Here is a 21,987-nt window from a genome sequence, read left to right as displayed (position 1 = left end):
CCGCGCCTGTGAAGCAACGCAACCAGAATTGAAATTTTCAGATTGAGAGAACCATGGAAAAGATTCCTTACCCCAAAGATATCGTCAAAGCGGACTTTACCGGTGAAGATGGCCACCTCAAGACGAAATATGGACTGCCCGAGGATGTCCAGTTTTGCGTGAAATGCGTGATCTCCAACCAGCGCCCAAATTCGGCGGTTGAATACACCCACACCAAAGACTCGAAGAAGAAAACCATCCACTTCGACGAGCACGGCGTTTGCGACGCCTGCAACTTCGCGGAGAAAAAGAAGGCCACCATCGACTGGGAAGAGCGGGAGCGCAACCTGGTCGAGCTGTGCAACCGCCACCGCAGCACCGACGGCAGCTACGACTGCATCGTGCCGGGCTCCGGGGGCAAGGACAGCTTTTACGCCTCCCACATCCTGCGCACGAAATACGGCATGCATCCGCTGACGGTGACCTGGGCGCCGCACGTTTACACCGACTGGGGATGGAAGAACTTCCAGAGCTGGATCCACGCGGGCCATGACAACCTGCTGATGACGCCCAACGGGCGCGTGCACCGGCTGCTGACGCGCCTGGCGGTGGACAACCTGTTCCATCCCTTCCAGGCCTTCATGTTCGGCCAGAAGGCGCTGGCGCCGAAAATGGCTTTGCTGCACAAGATCCCCCTGGTTTTCTACGGCGAAAACGAAGCGGAATACGGCAACCCGATCGGTGACACCGAAACGGCCAAGCGCGACTGGTCCTACTTCACCGCGGCGGACCAGTCCAAGGTCAGCCTCGGCGGCGTCACCGTGCCGGACCTCAAGCAGCACTTCGGCGTGGAACACCAGGACCTGCTGCCCTACCTGCCGGCCGACCCGAACCAGATCGAAGAGCAGAAAATCGAAGTGCATTACCTGGGTTACTACCTCAAGTGGCATCCCCAGAGCTGCTACTACTATGCGGTCGAGCACGGCGGCTTTGAGGCCTCTCCCGAGCGCACCCCGGGCACCTACAGCAAGTACAACAGCATTGACGACCGCATCGACGATTTCCACTATTACACGACCGGCGTGAAGTTCGGCCTCGGCCGCGCCACCTATGACGCGGCCCAGGAAATACGCTCGGGCGACATCACACGCGAAGAAGGGGTCGCGCTGGTCAAGCGTTTTGACCACGAATTCCCGGAACGTTTTGCCGACGAGATATTCCGCTACCTCAGCATCCCGGCCAAGGAATTCGGGGAAGCGGCCAGCGCGATGTTCGAGCAGCCCGTGCTGGACAGGGAGTACTTCATGAAGCTGGCGGACACCTTCCGCTCGCCCCATCTCTGGAAATGGGAAGACGGGCAGTGGAAACTACGGCATGCGGTGTGGCATGGGTAATGTCCGCCTGATTCCCCGCCTGGACATCAAGGGCCCCAACCTGATCAAAGGGATCCGGCTGGAAGGCCTGCGCGTCATGGGCGACCCGCAGGAGTTCGCCTTGCGCTACTACGAAGCCGGCGCCGACGAACTCGTCTACATGGACATCGTGGCCAGCCTGTACGGGCGCAACAACCTCAGCGACATCATTCGCCGCGCCGCGGACCAGGTCTACATTCCGATCACGGTCGGCGGCGGCATTCGCTCCGTCGACGACGCCCGCCACATCCTGCGCTCCGGCGCCGACAAGGTGGCCATCAATACCGCCGCCGTGGCCGACCCCGGCCTGATCACCAAGGTGTCGCGCCGTTTCGGCTCGCAGGCCATGGTGCTGTCGATCGAAGCGAAGTCGACCGCCCCCGGCAAGTGGGAAGCCTATACCGACAACGGCCGCGAACGCACCGGCCTTGACGTCATTGAATGGGCACGCAAGGGCGTGGAGCTCGGCGCCGGGGAGATTCTCCTGACCTCCGTCGACCGCGAAGGAACGCGCAAAGGCTTTGAAGTCGATCTGATACGCCAGATCAGCGAGGCCGTCCCCGTTCCTGTGATCGCCAGCGGCGGGATGGGAACAATCGAGCACCTGATCGATGCGGCCAAGTCGGGAGGAGCGGATGCGGTGGCCATGGCCGACGTGCTGCATTACAAACGGCTGACCCTGCCGGACATCCGGGCGGCGGCGCTGAAGGCGGGCCTGAATGTAAGGGATGTTCAAGCATGACCGTCAAAATCACCATCGCCGACTACGGCGTGGGCAATCTGCTCAACGTGGCCCGGGCATTCCAGCACTGCGGCGCCGACGTGCACGTCACTGAAAACCCCGCGGAAATCGCCGGCGCGGAGCGCCTGGTGGTGCCGGGCGTCGGCGCCTTCGAGGACAGCATCAACGAACTGACGCGGCGCGGCTTTGCCGACGAAATCAAACGCTATGCGGAATCGGCGCGCCCGCTGTTCGGGATCTGTGTCGGCATGCAGATGCTGTTTGACGTGAGCGAGGAGTTCGGCGAGCACAAGGGGCTGGGCCTGTTGCCCGGCAGGGTCAAGGAAGTGCCCAAGACCACCACCGCCGGCGTGATGCAGCGTGTGCCCCATATCGGCTGGGGGCACCTGGTCCATCCCGAAACCGGCCGGACCTGGCAGGGCACGTTTCTGGAGCCGTTCGAGGCCGCCCGGCCCGCCGTGTACTTTGTCCACTCATTTGCGGCTTACCCCGAGCGCGACAGCGACCGGCTTGCCGACTGCCTGTACGGCGGGCACCGCATCTGCGCGGCGGTCAAGCGCGACAACATCGTCGCCACCCAGTTTCATCCCGAGCGAAGCGGCGAGACCGGATTGGCCATGGTGCGCAGCTTTCTTGCCCTCTGATATGCCCGCGGCGCGCTCATCACCGGCCGGCGCTTCCGAAAAATACCTGATTGTCAGCCTGGGCAGCATAGGCCGGCGGCACCTGGCCAACCTGAGGAAGCTTTGCCCCGACGCCCGGATCGGCGTGTTGCGGCTGCACGCCACCGACAGCGGCGCAGCGGTGCCGGCCGGCGCCGATCACCAGTTTTTCTCCCTGCCGGAGGCCTTGGCGTTCGCACCTTCGGCGGCCATTGTGGCCGGGCCCGCGTCAATCCACCTCGAGGTCGCGATGGCGCTGGCGGCTGCCGGCATCGCCCTGCTGGTGGAAAAACCCCTGGCCCACACCAGCGCCGGCCTGGACGCCTTGCTGGCTGCCTGCGCGCGGGCGGACATACCGCTGATGGTCGGCTACAACCTGCGCTTTTTGCCCTCCCTGGTGGAATGCAAAAGGCTGCTGGACACCGGCGCCATCGGCCGGGTCCTCGGCGTGCGCGCGGAAGTCGGGCAGTACCTGCCGGACTGGCGGCCTGGAACGCGCTACCAGGAAAATGTTTCCGCCCGCCGGGAGCTTGGCGGTGGCGCATTGCTGGAGCTCAGCCACGAAATCGATTACCTGTACTGGATGTTCGGCATGCCGGCGCGCGTCAGCGCCCGCGGCGGCCGCTACAGCGAACTGGAAATCGACGTCGAGGACATGGCCGAGCTGTGCCTCGAATACGAGGGCCCCGCCCGCCTGGTCAACATCCACCTGGATTTCCTCCAGCGCTCGCCGGCCCGCGGCTGCAAGTTCATCGGCGACCAGGGCACCCTGGTCTGGAACGGCATCACCGACAGGATCGATGTGTACTCCGTCGCCGAAGGCGCCTGGCGGCACATCGACGGCCATGCGCAAGCGGATCGCAACGGCATGTACCTCGATGAACTGCGCCACTTCCTGGACTGCTCGCGCCGCCGGGTGCCGGCCCTGTGCGACGGGGTGCAGGGCTATGATGTGCTGGCGATCGTAGAGGCGGCCAGGGCGTCGATGGCGCATGGCGCGGCCGTCGCTGTCCATGGATATGCAGGAACCTGAATTGCGCACAATAGCTTTCATCTTCGCCCGCGGCGGCTCCAAGGGTGTTCCCGGCAAGAACATCAAGATGCTCGACGGGAAACCGCTGATTGCCCATTCGATCGCCGTCGCGCGCGCATGCGCGGGCATAGAGACGGTGATTGTCTCCACCGACGACGCGGCGATTGCCGCCGCTGCCCGCGAATACGGGGCCGAAGTGCCCTTCATCAGGCCGGCGGAACTGGCGGCCGATTCAAGCCCCGAATGGCTGGCCTGGCGCCATGCGATTGAATGGGTGCAAAAGGAAAGGGGCGCGTTTGACCTGTTCGTCAGCCTGCCGCCGACCTCGCCTTTTCGCAACCGGCAGGACGTTGAATCCTGCATCCAGACGCTGGTGGAAGACCCGGCCGCCGACATCGTGATCACGGTCAAGGATGCCGACCGCAGCCCTTACTTCAATATGGTCGCACTCGACCCCGAAGGCTACGCCGGCCTGGTGATCAAGCCCGGCGCCAGCATCACCCGCCGGCAGGACGCGCCGGCCGTCTATGACATCACGACCGTCGCCTATGCCGCGAGGCCTTCATTCGTCCTGAAAGCCAACGGGATTTTTGAAGGCCGCATCAAAACCGTGAAAATACCGCCCGAACGGGCATTGGACATCGATACGCCCTACGATTTCATGCTGGCCGAGGCCATTGCAAAGATCAGGGCTTCGCAAACCGGGAATGTTTAGACCATGGCAGCAGAAGAACCACGCCCGATATCAAGCCTGATGGACCTGTCGGGCCGCGTCGCCGTCATCACCGGCGCCGCGGGACACCTGGGCCAGGCCATGGCATCCACCTTGTCCGAACTGGGCTGCTCGGTCTGCCTGCTGGACCGCAATGCCGAGGCGCTGGAAAAAGCCGCCAGCCAGCTGCGCGCGAAATGGAACCAGCCCGTCGAACAGCTGCTGATCGACCTGGAATCGGAAGACGAGCGGAAAAACGTTTCGGCCTGGGTCACGCAGAAATTCGGGCGCGCCGACATCCTGGTCAACAACGCCGGTTTTGTGGGCGACAGCGCCCTGACCGGCTGGGTCGTGCCCTTCGAACAGCAGGAGATCAGCACCTGGCGGCGCGCGGTGGAAGTCAACCTCACCGCCGCATTCCACCTCTCGCAAGTGCTCACCCCCCTGCTGAAGGCCGGCGGCAAAGGCTCCATCATCAACGTGAGCTCCATCTATGGCGTCGTGGGCCCCGACCTGGCGCTGTATGAGGGGACCGCCATGGGCAATCCCGCGGCCTATGCGGCCAGCAAGGGAGGCCTGGTCCAGATCACGCGCTGGCTTTCCACGGTGCTGGCACCGGACATCCGGGTGAACTGCATCAGCCCCGGCGGCATCGCGCGAAACCAGCCCGCGGCCTTCCAGGAACGATATATCGAACGGACCCCGATGCGCCGCATGGGCCATGAAGAAGACTTCAAGGGCGCGGCTGCCTATTTCGCCAGCGACCTCTCGGCGTGGGTGACCGGGCAGAACCTGATGGTCGACGGCGGGTGGACCGCATGGTAAATACCTCTCCCATGAAAACCTTCATCATTGCGGAAGCCGGCGTCAACCACAACGGCGACCCCAAGCTGGCGATGGATCTGGTGGACACGGCGGCGCGCTGCGGCGCGGATGCCGTCAAGTTCCAGAGCTTCTCGGCGGACAAGCTGGTCGCGCCGGGCGCTGAAAAAGCCGAATACCAGAAACGGGAAACCGGCGACGGCAACCAGCACGCCATGCTGAAGGCGCTGGAGATGTCGGAAGACTTGCACCGCAAGCTCTTCGCGCGCTGCGCCGAGATGGGCGTTGAGTTCATGTCCACGCCCTTCGACGAGGCGGCCGCCGATTTCCTGCTGGCACTGGGCATGAAACGCATCAAGGTGCCCTCCGGCGAAATCACCAACGAACCTTTCCTGGCCTTTCTGGCCGCCAAGGGCGTGCCGCTGATTGTGTCCACCGGCATGGCGTCCATGGAAGAAATCCGGCGCGCGGTGGAAATCATTGCGGCCACGCGCAAGGGCGCGGGATTCACGGAACCGCTGGCCGACGTGCTGACGATATTGCACTGCACCTCCAACTACCCGGCCGAATGCAGCGACGTGAACCTGCGCGCCATGCAGAGCATCGCCGCCGAACTGGCCGTGCCGGTCGGCTACTCAGACCACACGCTGGGACTGGCCGTTTCCACGGCCGCCGTGGCCCTGGGCGCGACGGTCATCGAAAAACACTTCACGCTGGACCGCTCCATGCCCGGACCGGACCACAAGGCCTCGCTCTCGCCCGAGGAGCTTGGGCAACTGGTCAGGCAGATCCGCGACGTCGAGGCCGCGCTGGGCTCCCCGATCAAACAGCCCACCGCCTCGGAACTGCCGGTCCGCTCGCTGGTGCGGCGCAGCGTTACCGCGGCCAAACCTCTGCAGGCCGGCCAGGCCATCACCGCCGCGGACGTGGTCCTGCTGCGGCCCGGCACCGGCATTACGCCGGGCGAACTTCCCAAGGTGCTCGGCAAACACGCCGCGCATGACATCGCCGCCGGGGCCACCCTTCAATGGTCTGACCTGCGATGAAACGCAAGGTTTGCTACGTCACCGGCACCCGGGCGGATTTCGGCCTGATGCGCAGCACGCTGACGGCGCTGCACGATTCGCAGGCGCTGGCGCTGTCGATGGTGGTGACGGGCATGCATCTTTCGGACAAGTACGGCAACACGGTGAACGACATCAAGGCCGCCGGTTTGCCGGTCGATGCCGTGGTGGACGTTGACTTCGGCAGCGCGACCGGCGCCACCATGGCGCGCAACCTGGGAAGCATGGTGACCGGCTTCGTCGATGCCTTCCTGGACATCCAGCCCGACCTGGTCCTGGTCCTGGGCGACCGGGGTGAAATGCTCGCGGCGGCCCTGTCGGCCCTCCACCTGAACATTCCCGTCGCGCACATTCACGGCGGCGAGCGCTCCGGCACCATCGACGAATCCATACGCCACGCGATTTCCAAACTCTCGCACTTCCACTTCGTGTCGACCGGCGGATCGCGCGACCGGCTGGTGCGCATGGGAGAGCAAGCCGCCAACGTCTACCTGACCGGCGCGCCGGGGCTGGACGGCATAGAGGCGCTGGCGCTGCACAGCCGGGAAAAACTTCTCAAGGATGCGGCGCTGGACCCAAGCCGGCCGGTGGCCTTGATGGTCTACCACCCCGTGGTGCAGGAAATGGAAAGCGCCGGGACCGGCGCGGCCGGGATCATAGACACCCTGCTGGCGCGCGGGATCCAGCTGGTGGCCTTGAAGCCGAACTCGGACGCCGGCAGCGACCAGATCCGCGCGGCCCTCGAGGCACGCGCCGCCCATGCCGACGTCCGGGTCGTGACGCATTTCCCGCGGGACCTGTTTGTGTCGTGGATGGCCGCGGCCGACCTCATGATCGGCAACTCCAGCGCGGGCATCATCGAGGCGGCCTCCTTCGGCACGCCCGTCATCAACATCGGGTCGCGGCAAAACCTGCGCGAACGCAATGCCAATGTCAGCGATGTCTCCGTCGATCCGGCGGCCATCGAAAAAGCCGTGGAGCAGGCCCTGGCGCACGGCCGCTACGACCGCCACAACATTTACGGGGACGGCCACAGCGTCGAGCGCATTGTCCGGCTGCTGGAGACCCTCCCTCTTGATCCGTCGCTGATGATGAAATCGAATGCCTACTGAACTGCTCTACCTCATAGGTGCCGGCGGGCACGCCAAGGTCGTGCTGGACGCGCTGCTGCCCTCCGCTGCCCCGGCGTACGATATCCGCGTCCGGGACGGCGCGCCGCAGCTGCAAGGGCAGAAGCTGTTGGGATACCTGATCGAGGTTCCGGCGATCGCCGCGGAGATGGCGGGCCGGCGCTTTCATCTCGCCATCGGGAACGGCCAGGCGCGCCGGCGGCTCTTCGCCGAGCTGCTCGACATGAAGGCGCTTCCGCTGTCTATCGTCCATGCGGCGTCCAGCGTCTCGCGTTTTGCGCGCATCGGGGAGGGTTCATTCGTGGCCGCACAATCCGTGGTCGCGGCAGCCGCCTCCCTCGGGCGCAGCGTTATCATCAATCACGGCGCGGTCGTGGACCACGACTGCACGGTGGGCGACTTCTCGCACATCGCGCCCAATGCGGCCCTCAGTGGCGGCGTCACGATTGGCACGGGCGTGCTGGTCGGCGCGGGCGCAAAAATACTGCCGGGCCTGTCTGTGGGAGATGGCGCGGTCATCGGCGCGGGAGCGGTGGTCACCGCGAACGTCAATGCGGGTGAAACATGGGTCGGCGTTCCGGCCCGGAATACGGCTAGGAGCTGAGGTGACGAATATCCAGAATGTGTCCATCACGCGTGATGCCAAGCTGCGCCAGGCGCTGTCAACCCTCGACCAGGCCGGCCTGGGCATCCTGCTGCTGGTCGACAAGAACGGCCTGTTTGAGCGAACCGTCACCGACGGCGACCTGCGCCGCCTGGTACTGGCCGGCGCACAGCTGGAAGACACGATCGCCTCGCTGCCGTCCATCCAGTCGCAGGTGATCAATACGCGGGCCTCGAGGCGCGAAGCGCTCGACCTGATGAACCGCCACGCCATCAACCACCTCCCCGTGGTGGATGATTCCGGCCGGGTCGTGGAAATCCTGGACCGCAAGGTGATCGACGAGCAAATCCTGCTGTCGACACCCCACATGGGGAGCGCCGAAAGGGACTTCGTCGAAGAGGCCTTTCGCACCAACTGGATCGCGCCGCTGGGCCCCAATGTCGACGGATTCGAGCAGGAGTTGGCCGAACTGGTGGGTGTCAAGTATGCCGCCGCGCTGTCTTCGGGAACCGCGGCGATCCATCTCGGGTTGATCCTGCTGGGCGTGCAGGAGGGCGACAAGGTCTTTTGCTCGACGCTGACCTTCTCGGCCAGCGCCAACCCCATCGTTTACCAGGGCGCCGAGCCGGTCTTCATCGACTCCGATGAGGAAAGCTGGAACATGTCCCCGGCGGCGCTTGAAAGCGCCTTCGAGACGGCCAAACGCGAAGGCTGGATGCCGAAAGCGGTCATCGTCGTGGACCTGTACGGCCAAAGCGCCGACATGGACCGCCTGGTCGCCATCTGCAACGCCCACAATGTCCCCGTGCTCGAAGATGCCGCGGAATCACTGGGTGCGCTGTACAAAGGCAAGCCCAGCGGCAGTTTTGGCAAGCTCGGCGTCTATTCCTTCAACGGGAACAAGATCATCACCACCTCCGGGGGCGGCATGCTGGTCTCCGACGACAAGGAGCTCATCGCCAAGGCCCGCTTCCTGGCCACGCAGGCGCGTGACCCCGCGCCGCACTACCAGCACAGCCAGATCGGCTACAACTACCGCATGAGCAATATCCTTGCGGGCGTGGGGCGCGGGCAGCTCAAGGTGCTGGGCGAGCGCGTCGCGGCGCGCCGCGCGGTCTTTGAGGCCTACAAGAACGCTTTTGCAGGCGTCCCCGAAATCCAGTGGATGCCGGAGCCGGAGTGGAGCTACTCGACCCACTGGCTGACCGCCTGTGTCATCGACCCCGCAGTCGGCATCAACAGCCAGGACCTCACCAAACGCCTGGCCGGAGAACTCATCGAGGCGCGCCCCCTCTGGAAGCCCATGCACCTGCAGCCGGTTTTTGCGCATTGCCGGTACTTTCCGGAGCCCGAAAAATCCGTGTCGGACCGCCTGTTTGAGCACGGCATATGCCTGCCTTCAGGCTCGAACATGAGCGAATTGCAGATTGCACGCATTGTCGAGACAGTGCGGAAAATCCTGCGCTGAACCCGCGGACCGCTGTTTGCAAGGCTTGCCCCCGTCCCCGCCGCACCCCCTTGCGGCGAGACTTTTCGCCGATAATCCCTCAGCCGCTTCGTGGGCTGGTGCACAACACCCGGGCCCGGGTAGTCTGGGCGCGAGGAGTCCTTAACGCCCGAAGGCCCCGCTGACGGGGGATGAGCACTCATCGGAAAACGGCTTCGTGCAGAACTTTTTTGGATGTTTTTCTTGAAGCGAGTGTTTGACCTGGCGTTTGCCATACTTCTGGCTTGTATCCTGGCCCTGCCCATCCTGGCGGTGGCGGCGCTCGTTCGCCTGACATCGCCCGGCCCGGCCCTCTACTGGTCCGACCGCGTCGGCCGCCGCAACGAGATCTTCCGGATGCCCAAGTTCCGGAGCATGCGCGTGGGCACGCCCGCCGTCGCCACGCATTTGCTGGCCAACCCGGAAGCCCACTTGACGCCGATCGGGCCTTTCCTGCGCAAGAGCAGCCTTGATGAATTGCCGCAGCTCTGGAGCATCCTGGTCGGCGACATGAGTTTCGTCGGGCCCAGGCCGGCCCTGTTCAACCAGGCCGATTTGATCGCCCTGCGCACGGCGCAAGGCGTAGACGCACTGGTGCCGGGGCTCACGGGCTGGGCGCAGATCAACGGCCGCGACGAACTGCCGATTCCCGAAAAAGTCGCGCTGGATGCCGAATACCTGCGCCGCCGGTCGCTGTGGCTCGACATTCGCATACTGTGGCTGACAGCCGTGAAAGTACTTCGCCGCGAAGGTGTTTCACACTGAGGGCGGCCTCCCTGTTTTGTATCAGACCTCATGATAAGAAATAAACTCCTGAACCAGCCGCGGCGCGTCAAGCAAATGGTGGTGCTGCTCGCCGACGCCGTGATGGGTGTTGTCGCGGTATGGGCCGCCTACTCATTGCGCCTGGACGCATTGCACTGGCCCTTCAGCCCGCACCAGTGGTGGCCCTATGCACTCGCCCCGCTGCTAGCGGCGCCGATCTTCTGGCGCAACGGCCTTTACCGGGCCGTGTTCCGCCACAGCGGCATGGCCGCATTGCGGGCCCTGGCCGTCGCCGTATCGCTGTACGCCGTCCTGTTCTTCGGCGTGCTTTTATTGGCGGGATGGCCGGACGTGCCGCGTTCCATCGGGCTGCTGCAGCCGCTGATCCTGATGGTCATGGTCGGCGGAAGCCGCGCCGTGGCGCGGCAGTGGCTGAGCAGCCTCTCCGCCGGCCAGCGCCGCAGCACGCCCGTCAGCCGCCTGCTGATTTACGGCGCGGGCTCCGCCGGTGTCCAGATCGCCAATGCCATCGCGACCTCACACGAATTCAAGCTGCTCGGCTTTGTGGATGACAGCCCCTCGCTGCAGGGACTGACCATCAACCGCGTGCCGGTGTACGCACCGGCAAACCTGAACGCCGTCGTGAGTGCACACGGCATCACCGACATCCTGCTGGCCCTGCCCTCCATCACCCGCACACGCCGTAACGAGATACTCAATGAGCTGCAGCCGCTGCCGGTCCACGTTCGCTCCCTGCCGGGCCTGACCGACCTGGCCCACGGCCGCGTCGCGCTGGCGGACATCAAGGATCTCGACGTGGAGGACTTGCTGGGCCGCGATGCGGTGCCGCCCGACCGCGCCCTGCTGGCCCGCAATCTTTTCGGCAAGGTGGTGCTGGTGACCGGCGCCGCCGGCAGCATCGGCAGCGAGCTGTGCCGCCAGATCCTGCAGGAAAAGCCCGCGCGCCTGATTCTTGTCGAACACAGCGAATTCGGGCTCTACAGCATCCACCAGGAACTCGAGAAACTGTGCCAGCACATCGCGGACCGCGAGGGAGCCACCGTGGAGCTGGCGCCCTTGCTGGCCAATGTCCGCGACTACGGCCGCATGCAGGAAATCTGCCGGGCCTACCAGCCGCATACGGTCTACCACGCGGCCGCCTACAAACACGTGCCGCTCGTCGAGCACAACCCGGCCGAAGGCGTCGCCAACAATGTGCTGGGCACGCTCAACACGGCGCGCGCCGCGATGGAAAGCGGCGTCAGCCATTTTGTGCTGGTCTCCACCGACAAGGCCGTGCGGCCCACCAACGTCATGGGAGCCAGCAAGCGCCTCGCCGAGATGGTGCTGCAGGCGCTCTCGGCGGCGCCGGCCCCGAGTTTCGGCCCCGGAGCCCCGGCCGTGAGCAACCGCACGCGCTTTGCCATGGTCCGCTTCGGCAACGTCCTGGGCAGCAGCGGCAGCGTCGTGCCGCTGTTTCGGCGCCAGATTGAAGGCGGCGGCCCGATCACCCTGACCCATGCCGACGTGACGCGCTATTTCATGACCATTCCCGAGGCCGCCCAGCTCGTGCTGCAGGCGGGCGCCATGGCCGAAGGCGGCGAAGTCTATGTGCTGGACATGGGCCAGCCGGTGCGCATCATCGACCTGGCACGCCGCATGGTGAAGCTCTCCGGCTTCACGGTGCGCGACGAAACCCGCCCCGACGGCGACATCGCCATCGAAGTCACCGGTTTGCGCCCCGGCGAAAAGCTGTATGAAGAACTGCTGATCGGCGACAACCCCGTCGCGACGCTGCATCCCCGCATTCTCAAGGCGCACGAAGAGTTTGTGCCCTGGGCGGATTTCCGCGGAGACCTGGAACTGCTCAAGCAGGCGGTGAAAGCCAACGACACCGCCACCTTGCGGATACTGCTGCTCAAGCACGTCAGCGGGTTCACGCCCGACGCCCAGGACAGCGACCTCGTCGGCCTGGCAAGCCTTTAAGAACCCGCGGGTTCTAGGGCGCGGGCACCGCCTCTTTAAAGCTCAGGCCCGCGGCATCCTTGCCTGAAAGCAGGGGCGTGCCGCCCTCCAGGGGCCAGGCGATCCCCAGCGTGGGGTCGTTCCAGACGATGCAGCGCTCCTGCTCGGGCGCGTAGTAGTCGGTGGTTTTGTACAAAAATTCCGCGCTGTCGCTGAGCACCAGGAAGCCATGCGCCAAGCCGGGCGGCACCCACAGCTGGCGGTGATTTTCCTCGCTGAGCTCCAGGCCGAACCATTGGCCGAAGGTCGGCGACGCCGGGCGGATGTCCACCGCCACGTCAAAGACGGCACCCCGCACGACGCGCACCAGCTTGCCCTGCGGCTGGCCCAGCTGGTAATGCAGGCCGCGCAGCACGTTTTTGGCCGACCGGCTGTGGTTGTCCTGGACGAAATTGAAATCCGTACCGGTCGCAGCATTGAACGCGCGCTGGTTGAAACTTTCCAGGAAGAAGCCTCGCGAGTCACCGAAAACCCGGGGTTCGAGGATGAACACGTCCGCGATCGGCGTGGGGGTGACTTTCATGGCCGGCCGCCCTCCTTCAAAAGGTTTTGCAGGTACTGGCCGTAGCCGCTTTTGGCGAGCGGCTCGGCGAGTTTCTGCAACTGGGCGTCGTCAATGAAGCCGTTGCGCCAGGAGATTTCCTCCGGGCAGGCGATCTTGAGCCCCTGGCGGTGCTCCAGTGTCGCAATGAACTGGCTGGCATCCAGCAGGCTGTCGTGGGTGCCGGTATCCAGCCAGGCATAGCCGCGCTGCATGATCTGCACCTTCAGCTGGTCCTGCTCCAGGTAGCGCTGGTTGACCGTGGTGATTTCAAGCTCGCCGCGAGCGCTTGGCTTGATGGACTTGGCGATCTCGACCACCTGGGCATCATAAAAATACAGGCCCGTGACGGCGTAATTGCTTTTGGGCGCGGCCGGCTTTTCCTCAATGCTGCGAGCCCGGCCGGTCTCATCAAACGCCACGACGCCGTAACGCTCCGGGTCCTTCACGTGATAGGCAAACACCGTCGCGCCCGACGCTTCGGCGTCCGCCTCACTGAGCAACCTGTGCAGGTCGTGGCCGTAAAAAATGTTGTCCCCGAGTACCAATGCGCTGGGCGCACCGTTCAGGAATTTCTCCCCGATGATGAAGGCCTGGGCCAGCCCGTCGGGGCTGGGCTGCACGGCGTATTGAAGCCTCATGCCCCACTGCGATCCATCCCCCAGGAGCTGCTCGAAGCGCGGCGTATCCTGCGGCGTGCTGATGATCAGCACCTCGCGGATTCCGGCGATCATGAGCGTGCTCAGCGGGTAATACACCATGGGCTTGTCATACACCGGCAGCAGCTGCTTGCTGATGGCCAAGGTGGCCGGATGCAGGCGGGTGCCGGAGCCGCCGGCCAGGATGATGCCTTTGCGTTGAGTCATGTGTGAGCGATCAGGTAATTTCTGCCAGCATGCGGGCCACGCCCTGCTGCCATGCGGGAAGCTGCAGGCCGAAAGCGCCGCGAAGTTTGGCGGTGTTCAAGCGCGAATTATGCGGGCGTTGCGCCGGTGTCGGGAAGGCCGATGTGGCGACAGGGTCCACCGTATCCGCCGAGGCCTTGAGCGCCCTGCCGCTTTTGGCGGCGCAGTCGAGAACAAAACGCGCATAGCCGTGCCATGAAGTCTCGCCCGCGGCCGCCACGTGGTAGATCCCGGCAAAGCCTGCCGCTCCCGCAAGCGCGCTGCGCAGCATGTGGGCCGTGACGTCGGCCAGCAGGTCGGCCCCCGTGGGTGCGCCGAACTGGTCGCTGACGACCGTCAGGCGGTCGCGCTCGGCGGCCAGGCGCAGCATGGTCTTGGCGAAGTTGCCGCCCCGGGCCGCATAAACCCAGCTGGTGCGCAGGATCAGGTGCCGGGCACACAGGGCGGCGATGCGCTGCTCGCCCTCGAGTTTGGTGCGGCCGTAGACGCTGAGCGGGCCGGTCGGGTCGGTCTCTTCCCAGGGCTTGCTGCCGCTGCCGTCGAACACATAGTCCGTCGAATAATGGACCAGCCATGCGCCTGCGGCATCCGCGGCTTGCGCCAGCACGCCCGGCGCTTCGGCATTGACGGTATGCGCGGTGGCGGCATCGCTTTCGGCCTTGTCGACGGCGGTATAGGCGGCGGCATTGACGATGACCTGGGGCCGGACTTTTTGCACCGTCTCGCGGATGCCGTCGAGATTGGCAAGGTCGCCGCAGAAGTCATTGCTGTGGCGATCCAGTGCGACCAGCTCGCCGAGCGGCGCCAGGCTGCGCTGCAGCTCCCAGCCCACCTGCCCGTTCTTGCCGAAAAGCAGTATCTTCATGCGCGCGCTCAGGCCGCGGCCGTCGCGTACTGGGCATCGACCCAGTCACGGTAGGCGCCGCTCTGCACATGCGTGACCCATTCGGGGTTGTCCAGGTACCACTGCACGGTCTTGCGGATGCCGGTTTCAAAGGTTTCGGCGGGCTTCCATCCCAGTTCCCGCGTCATCTTGGCGGCATCGATCGCATAGCGGCGGTCATGGCCCGGCCTGTCCTTGATGAAGCTCACCTGTTCGCGGTAGCTGCCCTTGGCGCGCGGGCGCAGCTCGTCGAGCAGGGCGCACACCGCATGGACGATGTCGATGTTGGGCTTCTCGTTATTGCCGCCGATGTTGTAGGTCTCGCCGGGTTTGCCGGCTTCAAGCACACGGCGAATGCCGCTGCAGTGGTCCTTGACGTACAACCAGTCGCGCACCTGCTGGCCGTCACCATAGACCGGCAAGGGCTTGCCGGCCAGGGCGTTGACGATCATCAGCGGGATCAGTTTTTCCGGGAAATGGTAGGGGCCGTAATTGTTGGAGCAATTGGTGGTGAGCACCGGCAGGCCGTAGGTGTGGTGATAGGCCCGGGTCAGGTGGTCGCTGGCCGCCTTGCTGGCCGAATAAGGGCTGTTCGGCTCGTAGCGGTTGGTCTCGCTGAAGGCTGGGTCGGCGGGCTTGAGCGAACCGTAAACCTCATCGGTGGAGACTTGCAGGAAACGGAACGCGGCCTTCTCGCCGGCCGGCAGGCCTGACCAGTATTGGCGCGCGGCCTCCAGCAAGCGAAAGGTGCCGACGATGTTGGTCTGGATGAAGGCTTCGGGGTCCGAGATGGACCGATCCACGTGCGACTCAGCCGCGAAATGGACGATGGCGCGCGGCTTGTGCGTGGCTAGCAGGTTCGCGACCTGGGCGCTGTCACCGATGTCGCCTTTGACAAATATATGCCGTGGATCGCCCTTGAGGGGCGCCAGGGTTTCCATGTTGCCAGCGTAAGTGAGCTTGTCCAGGTTGACGATCGGCTCGTCGCTGCCGGCCAACCAGTCAAGGACAAAATTGGCGCCGATAAACCCGGCCCCTCCCGTAACCAAAATCATGAGTCACCTTCCATGCGCCGCCGCAGTGCGGCGCCGGCTCACATTATGCCCCTGGCCCCGTAGCTGGAAGGCCGGGAAAGCCGGCCGGCGACCGCCCCTGCCCCTGGCTAGAAGTGGATTCCGCGCATCATCTGCTGCATGGCCACGGCCTCGGCGGACAGCTGCGGCTTGGCGGCCTTCTCGCCCTTGGCGGCCGAGGAGTCGGGGAACATGCGGAAGCTGGTGTTCATGGCGATCTGCGCGATGCGCGGCACCAGCGCATGCATCAGCTGGCCGGTGATGCCCAGGCGCGTGGCAACGCGCACCGGCTTGAAGATGCAGGCCTGCGCGATCATGTCGGCGGCCTCTTCGGGGGACAGCGTCGGCACGTTGTTATAGAGGTTGGTCGGCGCGATCATGGGCGTGCGCACCAGCGGCATGTTGATGGTGGTGAAGCTGATGCCGACGTCGGCGAACTCGCTCGACGCGCAGCGCGTCCAGGCGTCCAGCGCGGCCTTGGAGGCCACATAGGCCGAAAAGCGCGGCGCGTTGGTCAGCACGCCGATGGAGCTGATGTTGACCACATGGCCCTTGCGCTTGGCCGCCATGCCGGGCAGCAGCCCCATGGTCACGCGCAGGCAGCCGAAGTAGTTGAGCTGCATGGTGCGCTCATAGTCGTGAAAGCGGTCGTAGCTGGCCTCGATGGCGCGGCGTATGGAGCGGCCGGCGTTGTTGATCAGGAAATCGACGCCGCCGTGCTTGGCGATCAGCAGCTTGAGGAAACGGTCGCAGTCGGCCATGTCGGCGATGTCGGCCGGGTAAGCCACGAACTGGTAGCCCTTGGCCTTAGCTTCCTTGCAGGCCTCGTCGAGCTTGTCCTGGTCGCGCCCGCAGATGATGGTGACCGCGCCGGCTTCGGCGAACTTGTGCGCCGCGGCCAGGCCTATGCCGGAAGAGCCGCCGGTGACCAGCACCACCTTGCCGCCCACGGTGCCCTTGAGCGAGCGGTCGATGTGCAGGTCGGGATCCAGGTGGCGCTCCCAATAATCCCACAGGCGCCAGGCGTAATCCTTGAGGTTGGGGCATTCAATGCCGGCGCCCTTGAGCGCGGCCATGGTCTCGCGGCAGTCGAAACGGGTCGGGTAGTTGACGAAGGTCAGCATGTCCTCGGGCAGGCCCAGGTCGGCCAGCACCGCGTTGCGCACGCGCCGCACCGGCGCCAGCGCCATCAGGCTCTTCTTGACGCCGCGCGGGATGAAGCCCAGCAAGGCGGCGTTGATGAACAGGTTCATCTTGGGCGCATGGGCCGCGCGGCTGAAGATGTCCAGCACGTCGCCGACGCGGTAGCCCACCGGGTCCACCAGATGGAAGCATTTCTTGGCGATGCCGGTCTTGTGGCTGATGTGGTCCAGTGCGTCGACCACGAAGTCGACGGGGACGATGTTGATGCGCCCGCCTTCCAGGCCCACGGCCGGCATCCACGGCGGCAGCAGCTGGCGCATGCGCTGGATCAGCTTGAAGAAATAGTAGGGGCCGTCGATCTTGTCCATCTCGCCGGTGGTGCTGTCGCCGACCACCATGGCCGGGCGGAACACGGTCCAGGGCACCTTGCATTCCTTGCGCACGATTTTTTCGCTCTCGTGCTTGGTCATGAAATACGGGTGCTCGTAGTTCTCGGCCTCCTCGAACATGTCTTCGCGGAACACGCCTTCATAGAGGCCGGCCGCGGCAATGGAGCTCACGTGGTGGAAGTGCCCGGCATCGATGGCCTTGGCGAACTCCACCGCGCTGCGCGTGCCCTCGATGTTGACGGCGATCTGGCTTTCCTCGTCGGCGCCCAGGTCGTAGACGGCGGCCAGATGGTAAAAATGCCCAACCTGGCCCTTGAGCTTCTTGATGTCCTCGCTGCTGACGCCCAGTTTTTTGCTCGTCAGGTCGCCGTGGATGGCGACAGCCCGTGCGGCGCTGACGCCCCAGTATTCCCTCAGTGCCGCCACTTTGCCGGCGCTTTCCTTGCGGATCAGGAAATGAACGGTCGTGCCTTTTCGTTCCAGAAGTTTTTTGACCAGGCGTTTGCCGATGAAGCCTGTGGCCCCTGTGACGAAATAATGCATGTTGTGTTTTCTCCGCTGAACTGTCGATCAAAAACTGATTCTTGCTTAAACCGCATGACTCTCTATTCAGCAGAAACCCGCGCTCAGCGGCGCGGGGCGTGCTTTTCCATAGAGCGGGGCACCTAAACAGCGCCGCGGGGAAGGCTTATATTTTCCAGTCTATGCGGCATACTGTCCGCGCCAATCCACAACCCTCACTGTCTGGAGTCCACCATGGTCAAGAAACTGCAAAAAATGAGCGCCGACAAAAAATCCGGTCCCCAGCTGTCGGGCGCCGTCAAAGAGTCCGCACAGCAAATCTGGCTGGCCGGCCTGGGCGCCTTCTCCAAGGCGCAGGAAGAAGGCGGCAAAGTGTTTGAAACCCTGGTCAAGGAAGGCCTGTCCCTCCAGCGCAAGACCCAGGCCGTCGCCGAAGGGAAAATCTCCGAAGCCACCAACAAGATGGCCACCATGGCCACCGACATCCAGTCCAAAGCCGGCCACCAGTGGGACAAACTCGAAAGCATTTTTGAAGACCGCGTCGCCAAGGCCCTGAACAAGCTCGGCGTGCCTTCCGCCAAGGACGTGGACGCACTGATCGCGCGCATCGACGAACTGAACCGCAACGTGCAAAAGATGAGCGGCAAGGCCGCGGCCGCCAAGACGGCGACCAAGACCACCGCAAAGCCCGCCGCCAAGAAGGCCACGGCTGCCAAGCGCCCGGCCGCCCGCAAGTCGGCTTAAGCATTTCGAGCTTCACCAGAAAAAGGGACATGCCGTCCCTTTTTTTACGCCTGTGTGCGCCTCTGCGCCTGCGCCGTTTTGCTGCAAAGCAGCAATTATTTCCGGGGCCGCCGTCTACACTTTCTTTCCATGACCTCTGCCAAGCGTTCAAAAAGCAAACCCTCTACAAGCCAGCCGCGCATCGCCTTGGCACTTGCCGGCGGAGGTCCCCTGGGAGCCATCTACGAGATAGGCGCCCTCTGCGCACTCGACGAATCCCTGCAGGGACTCTCCTTCACCGAGCTGGATCACTATGTCGGCGTCTCGGCCGGCGGTTTTATCGCGGCGGGCCTGGCCAATGGCATGACGCCGCGCGAACTGTGCGCCGCCTTCATCGAAAACGGCGACAAAGCCTCGGAGGTGTTCGACCCGGCCTGGCTGACGGTGCCGGCTTATGGCGAATTCCTGCGGCGCGGCATCACCCTGCCCGGCCTGGCTGCCTCGGCCGCGTGGCGCGCCACCTTTGGGCGCAAGTCTTTTGTCCATGCGCTGGAAGCGCTGGGGCCGGCCTTGCCCACGGGTATTTTTGCCAACGACAAAGTCGACACGCAACTCGAAAAGCTGTTTTCCAAGCCTGGGCGCACCAATGATTTCCGGCAGCTCCGCACCCGCCTGACGCTGGTGGCGACCAACCTGGACAGCGGCGACGCCGCGCCCTTCGGCCGCCCCGGCTGGGACCACGTGCCCATTTCCAAGGCCGTCCAGGCCAGTTCGGCCCTGCCGGGCCTGTTCCCGCCGGTGGAGATCGACAGCCACTACTACGTGGACGGCGCCCTCAAGAAGACCATGCACGCCGGCGTGGCCATGGACGAGGGCATAGACCTGATGTTCTGCCTGAACCCGCTGGTGCCCTTCAATTCCACGCGCGCCCCCCGGCTGGCCATGGACCAGCGCGTCATGCGCCGCGGCCTGCCGCCCGAAAAGCAGGCCATCCCGCGCATCGTCAGCGGCGGCCTGCCCGCCGTGATGAGCCAGACCTTCCGCTCCATGATCCATTCACGGCTGGAACTGGGCATGAAACACTACGAGCACGCCTACCCCGACACCGACATCGTGCTGCTGGAGCCCGACCACCGCGATGCCGAGCTGTTCCTGGCCAATACCTTCAGCTACCGGCAGCGCCGCGAACTGGCCGAGCACGCCTACCAGCAGACCCGGCAGATGCTGCGCTCACGCAAGACCACGCTGTCGGCCAAGCTCGCGCGGCACGGCGTGAGCTTGAACCTGGACGTTCTGGAAGACCCCAAGCGCCACCTGGTGGCCGCGAGGCCGGCCGCCACCCGCGTGGGGCGCGCCATCGCCTCGCTGGAGGAAGTGATGGAGGATTTAAGCCATGCCCTGCAATCGGCTTCCCGTGCGGGGGTGCCGGCGTAACCCAAAGGTTCTCCATGGATATTGAGGCTTGGTGGACTTCCCTAGTTTCGCGCCGGCCAGCGCCGGGTTAGAGTTCAAAAACAATACGAGGTAGACAACTTATGGCGAAAAAAGCGCCGCGCCGTACAGCAGAGCGGATCCTGGAGGTCACCCTGGACCTCTTCAACCGCTTTGGCGAGCCCAATGTGTCGACCACCTTGATCTCGGCCGAGCTCAACATCAGCCCCGGCAACCTCTACTACCACTATCCCGCCAAAGACGAGCTCATCAACTCGCTGTTCGACCGCTACGAAAAATCCCTGGGCGAGCTGCTCAACGCCAGCGACGGCGTGCGCGACGTGGAAGACGCCTGGTTTTTCATGCACACGCTGTTCGAGCTGATCTGGCAGTACCGCTTCCTCTACCGCGACCTCAACGACCTGCTGAGCAAGAACCGCCGGCTGGAAACCCACTTTCAGTGGGTGCTCAAGAACAAGACCCGCGCCATCAAGGGCCTGCTCGACGGCATGAGCCGCTCCGGCGCCGTGACGATTGACTCGCGCGAGGTCGAGGCCACGGCCACCAGCATGGTGGTGGTGCTCACCTACTGGCTCAGCTTCGAATACGTGCGCGACCCGCGCAACGCGCTGGAACCCGCCAACGCCCAGGCCGCACTGCTGCGCGGCGCGCACCACGTGCTCAACCTGCTGATCCCCTACCTGGAGCAAAGCCAGCGCGCGCATCTGCAGGCCCTGGTCGGCGCTTACAGCCAACCGGCTTGAGTTCCTTCAAACAGCCCTCATTGATAACACCAACAATTTTTACAGGAGACAAGACACATGGCCAAATGGACTGCTTTTCCCCATGCCGGCGACTACGCATTCGATGCCGCCAGCCTGAAAAAGAGCTGGGCCCGCCTGCACACAGGCGACTGCGAGCCCCTGCCCAAGGACGCGGACGTGCTGCAGGCCTGGGTGCTGTTCCACAACGGTGAATTCCAGAAGGCCTTTGACGCAGGCCTCAAGGCCGGCGGCGACGGCATCACCGTGGCCAACAAGGCCGCCAGCATGTACGCCACCTACCTGGAGACCAAGGAAAAGGCCAAGCTCGACCTCTTCATGGAAGTCGCCGCCCGCGCCGAAGCCCAGCAAAAGGACGACCCGAAGAACGCCAACGCCTGGTACTGGCAGGCGTATGCGCTGGGCCGCTACAGCCAGGGCATCAGCGTGGCCAAGGCCCTGGCCCAGGGCCTGGGCACCAAGGTCAAGAACGCACTCGAGCAGGCCATCAAGCTGTCACCCAAACACGCCGACGCCCACATCGCGCTGGCGGCTTTCCACGCCGAGGTGATCGACAAGGTCGGCTCGCTGATAGGCGGCATGACCTATGGTGCCAAGAAAGACGTAGGCTTGTCGCTCTATAAGGACGCCCTGAAACTGCACCCCGGCTCCGCCATCGGCATGATCGAGTACGCCAACGGCATGGTCATGCTTGAAGGCGACAAGAAGATGAAAGAGGCCACCAAGCTTTATGAGCAGGCTGCGGGTAGCAAGCCGCTGGATGCGACTGAGAGGTTGGATGTGGAGATGGCTAAGGCTGAGTTGGAGGATTAAGCCGGGTCTTGCGCCGGTCTTTGCGCGCTCTCCTGTTCTCCTTGCTTAGTTCTGCTGGCCGGGGGTTGCCCGGCGGCAACTCACTTTTCTTTTGCTTCGCCAAAAGAAAAGTAAGCAAAAGAAAAGGCGACCCTGGTTGCTGCGTCCCTCCGCTTCGCTACGGGCAACCTGCGGTGCTCGGTTCAGGCGGGGTCTCGCTAAACTCGCCTTCGGCTCAAACAACGCGATCCCTGATCCGCCTGAACCTGCGCTCCTCGGCGCATCCACAAGGGGTGGGAGCGGGGAGAAGAAATCCAAACGGCCGAATACCAATACCGAATACCTGAAGAAACAAGGACTCGCTGTG

General features: G+C 64.2%; 21 protein-coding genes. 16 read left to right on the top strand and 5 right to left on the bottom strand.

What is annotated here, in order from left to right:
• The first annotated feature begins 53 nt into the window (after positions 1 to 53).
• The 12 genes from ACSQ27_RS14890 (at position 54) to ACSQ27_RS14835 (ending at position 12,397) form a co-directional block, all read left to right on the top strand.
• The gene (locus ACSQ27_RS14890) at positions 54 to 1,373 is read left to right on the top strand and encodes an N-acetyl sugar amidotransferase (protein ID WP_436156282.1); all 1,320 of its coding nucleotides are present in this window, start codon (positions 54 to 56) and stop codon (positions 1,371 to 1,373) included.
• Positions 1,366 to 2,133, top strand: a complete 768-nt coding sequence (gene hisF / locus ACSQ27_RS14885; protein WP_436156281.1) for an imidazole glycerol phosphate synthase subunit HisF — start codon at positions 1,366 to 1,368, stop codon at positions 2,131 to 2,133. The genes ACSQ27_RS14890 and hisF overlap by 8 nt, the downstream gene beginning before the upstream one ends.
• Positions 2,130 to 2,777 carry an imidazole glycerol phosphate synthase subunit HisH gene (hisH, locus tag ACSQ27_RS14880; RefSeq protein ID WP_436156280.1) on the top strand — a complete coding sequence of 216 codons (648 nt, stop codon included), beginning with the start codon at positions 2,130 to 2,132 and terminating at the stop codon, positions 2,775 to 2,777. The genes hisF and hisH overlap by 4 nt, the downstream gene beginning before the upstream one ends.
• A 1-nt stretch (position 2,778) precedes the next feature.
• Complete coding sequence (locus tag ACSQ27_RS14875) at positions 2,779 to 3,828, top strand: Gfo/Idh/MocA family protein (RefSeq protein WP_436156279.1); 1,050 nt, start codon at positions 2,779 to 2,781, stop codon at positions 3,826 to 3,828.
• 1 nt (position 3,829) lies between these two features.
• The gene (locus tag ACSQ27_RS14870) at positions 3,830 to 4,543 is read left to right on the top strand and encodes a cytidylyltransferase domain-containing protein (protein WP_436156278.1); all 714 of its coding nucleotides are present in this window, start codon (positions 3,830 to 3,832) and stop codon (positions 4,541 to 4,543) included.
• A gap of 3 nt (positions 4,544 to 4,546) precedes the next feature.
• Positions 4,547 to 5,365, top strand: coding sequence for an SDR family oxidoreductase (locus tag ACSQ27_RS14865; RefSeq protein WP_436156277.1), 819 nt, complete (start codon positions 4,547 to 4,549; stop codon positions 5,363 to 5,365).
• Positions 5,366 to 5,376: 11 nt separating this feature from the next.
• Positions 5,377 to 6,408, top strand: coding sequence for an N-acetylneuraminate synthase (gene neuB / locus ACSQ27_RS14860; RefSeq protein ID WP_436156276.1), 1,032 nt, complete (start codon positions 5,377 to 5,379; stop codon positions 6,406 to 6,408).
• A complete protein-coding gene (gene neuC / locus ACSQ27_RS14855; protein WP_436156275.1) occupies positions 6,405 to 7,538 on the top strand; it encodes a UDP-N-acetylglucosamine 2-epimerase in 1,134 nt (377 codons plus the stop codon). The genes neuB and neuC overlap by 4 nt, the downstream gene beginning before the upstream one ends.
• The gene (locus tag ACSQ27_RS14850; RefSeq protein WP_436156274.1) at positions 7,528 to 8,160 is read left to right on the top strand and encodes an acetyltransferase; all 633 of its coding nucleotides are present in this window, start codon (positions 7,528 to 7,530) and stop codon (positions 8,158 to 8,160) included. The genes neuC and ACSQ27_RS14850 overlap by 11 nt, the downstream gene beginning before the upstream one ends.
• Before the next feature lies 1 nt (position 8,161).
• Complete coding sequence (locus ACSQ27_RS14845) at positions 8,162 to 9,628, top strand: aminotransferase class I/II-fold pyridoxal phosphate-dependent enzyme (RefSeq protein WP_436156273.1); 1,467 nt, start codon at positions 8,162 to 8,164, stop codon at positions 9,626 to 9,628.
• Between the two features lie 222 nt (positions 9,629 to 9,850).
• Positions 9,851 to 10,411 carry a sugar transferase gene (locus ACSQ27_RS14840; protein ID WP_436156272.1) on the top strand — a complete coding sequence of 187 codons (561 nt, stop codon included), beginning with the start codon at positions 9,851 to 9,853 and terminating at the stop codon, positions 10,409 to 10,411.
• Positions 10,412 to 10,441: 30 nt separating this feature from the next.
• A complete protein-coding gene (locus ACSQ27_RS14835; protein WP_436156271.1) occupies positions 10,442 to 12,397 on the top strand; it encodes a polysaccharide biosynthesis protein in 1,956 nt (651 codons plus the stop codon).
• 13 nt (positions 12,398 to 12,410) lie between these two features.
• Here ACSQ27_RS14835 and rfbC read toward each other — a convergent pair whose 3' ends face one another.
• From rfbC to ACSQ27_RS14810, 5 genes are all read right to left on the bottom strand, one after another.
• Positions 12,411 to 12,959 (bottom strand): dTDP-4-dehydrorhamnose 3,5-epimerase, encoded by a 549-nt coding sequence (gene rfbC, locus ACSQ27_RS14830; protein WP_436156270.1) that lies wholly within the window; start codon positions 12,957 to 12,959, stop codon positions 12,411 to 12,413.
• Entirely contained in the window at positions 12,956 to 13,843 is an 888-nt protein-coding gene (rfbA, locus tag ACSQ27_RS14825) for a glucose-1-phosphate thymidylyltransferase RfbA (protein ID WP_436156269.1), read from the bottom strand. The genes rfbC and rfbA overlap by 4 nt, the downstream gene beginning before the upstream one ends.
• Positions 13,844 to 13,853: 10 nt before the next feature.
• The gene (rfbD, locus tag ACSQ27_RS14820; RefSeq protein ID WP_436156268.1) at positions 13,854 to 14,747 is read right to left on the bottom strand and encodes a dTDP-4-dehydrorhamnose reductase; all 894 of its coding nucleotides are present in this window, start codon (positions 14,745 to 14,747) and stop codon (positions 13,854 to 13,856) included.
• An 8-nt stretch (positions 14,748 to 14,755) separates the two neighbouring features.
• Entirely contained in the window at positions 14,756 to 15,820 is a 1,065-nt protein-coding gene (gene rfbB / locus ACSQ27_RS14815; RefSeq protein ID WP_436156267.1) for a dTDP-glucose 4,6-dehydratase, read from the bottom strand.
• Between the two features lie 107 nt (positions 15,821 to 15,927).
• Positions 15,928 to 17,913 (bottom strand): SDR family oxidoreductase, encoded by a 1,986-nt coding sequence (locus ACSQ27_RS14810; protein WP_436156266.1) that lies wholly within the window; start codon positions 17,911 to 17,913, stop codon positions 15,928 to 15,930.
• Positions 17,914 to 18,126: 213 nt separating this feature from the next.
• Here ACSQ27_RS14810 and ACSQ27_RS14805 point away from each other — a divergent pair, with 213 nt between their 5' ends.
• From ACSQ27_RS14805 to ACSQ27_RS14790, 4 genes are all read left to right on the top strand, one after another.
• Positions 18,127 to 18,636, top strand: coding sequence for a phasin family protein (locus ACSQ27_RS14805; protein WP_436156265.1), 510 nt, complete (start codon positions 18,127 to 18,129; stop codon positions 18,634 to 18,636).
• Positions 18,637 to 18,765: 129 nt separating this feature from the next.
• On the top strand, positions 18,766 to 20,049 hold the full coding sequence (locus ACSQ27_RS14800) for a patatin-like phospholipase family protein (RefSeq protein ID WP_436156264.1): 1,284 nt from the start codon (positions 18,766 to 18,768) through the stop codon (positions 20,047 to 20,049).
• Between the two features lie 101 nt (positions 20,050 to 20,150).
• Entirely contained in the window at positions 20,151 to 20,810 is a 660-nt protein-coding gene (locus tag ACSQ27_RS14795) for a TetR/AcrR family transcriptional regulator (RefSeq protein ID WP_436156263.1), read from the top strand.
• Positions 20,811 to 20,867: 57 nt separating this feature from the next.
• Positions 20,868 to 21,641 (top strand): hypothetical protein, encoded by a 774-nt coding sequence (locus tag ACSQ27_RS14790; RefSeq protein ID WP_436156262.1) that lies wholly within the window; start codon positions 20,868 to 20,870, stop codon positions 21,639 to 21,641.
• The last annotated feature ends 346 nt before the right edge of the window (positions 21,642 to 21,987 follow it).

The organism is Polaromonas sp. LjRoot131, from assembly GCF_964252805.1.
GTDB lineage: Bacteria > Pseudomonadota > Gammaproteobacteria > Burkholderiales > Burkholderiaceae_C > Polaromonas.
The sequence above is the reverse complement of the archived record's forward strand: the minus strand, read 5'-3'. Positions and strand labels throughout refer to the sequence as shown.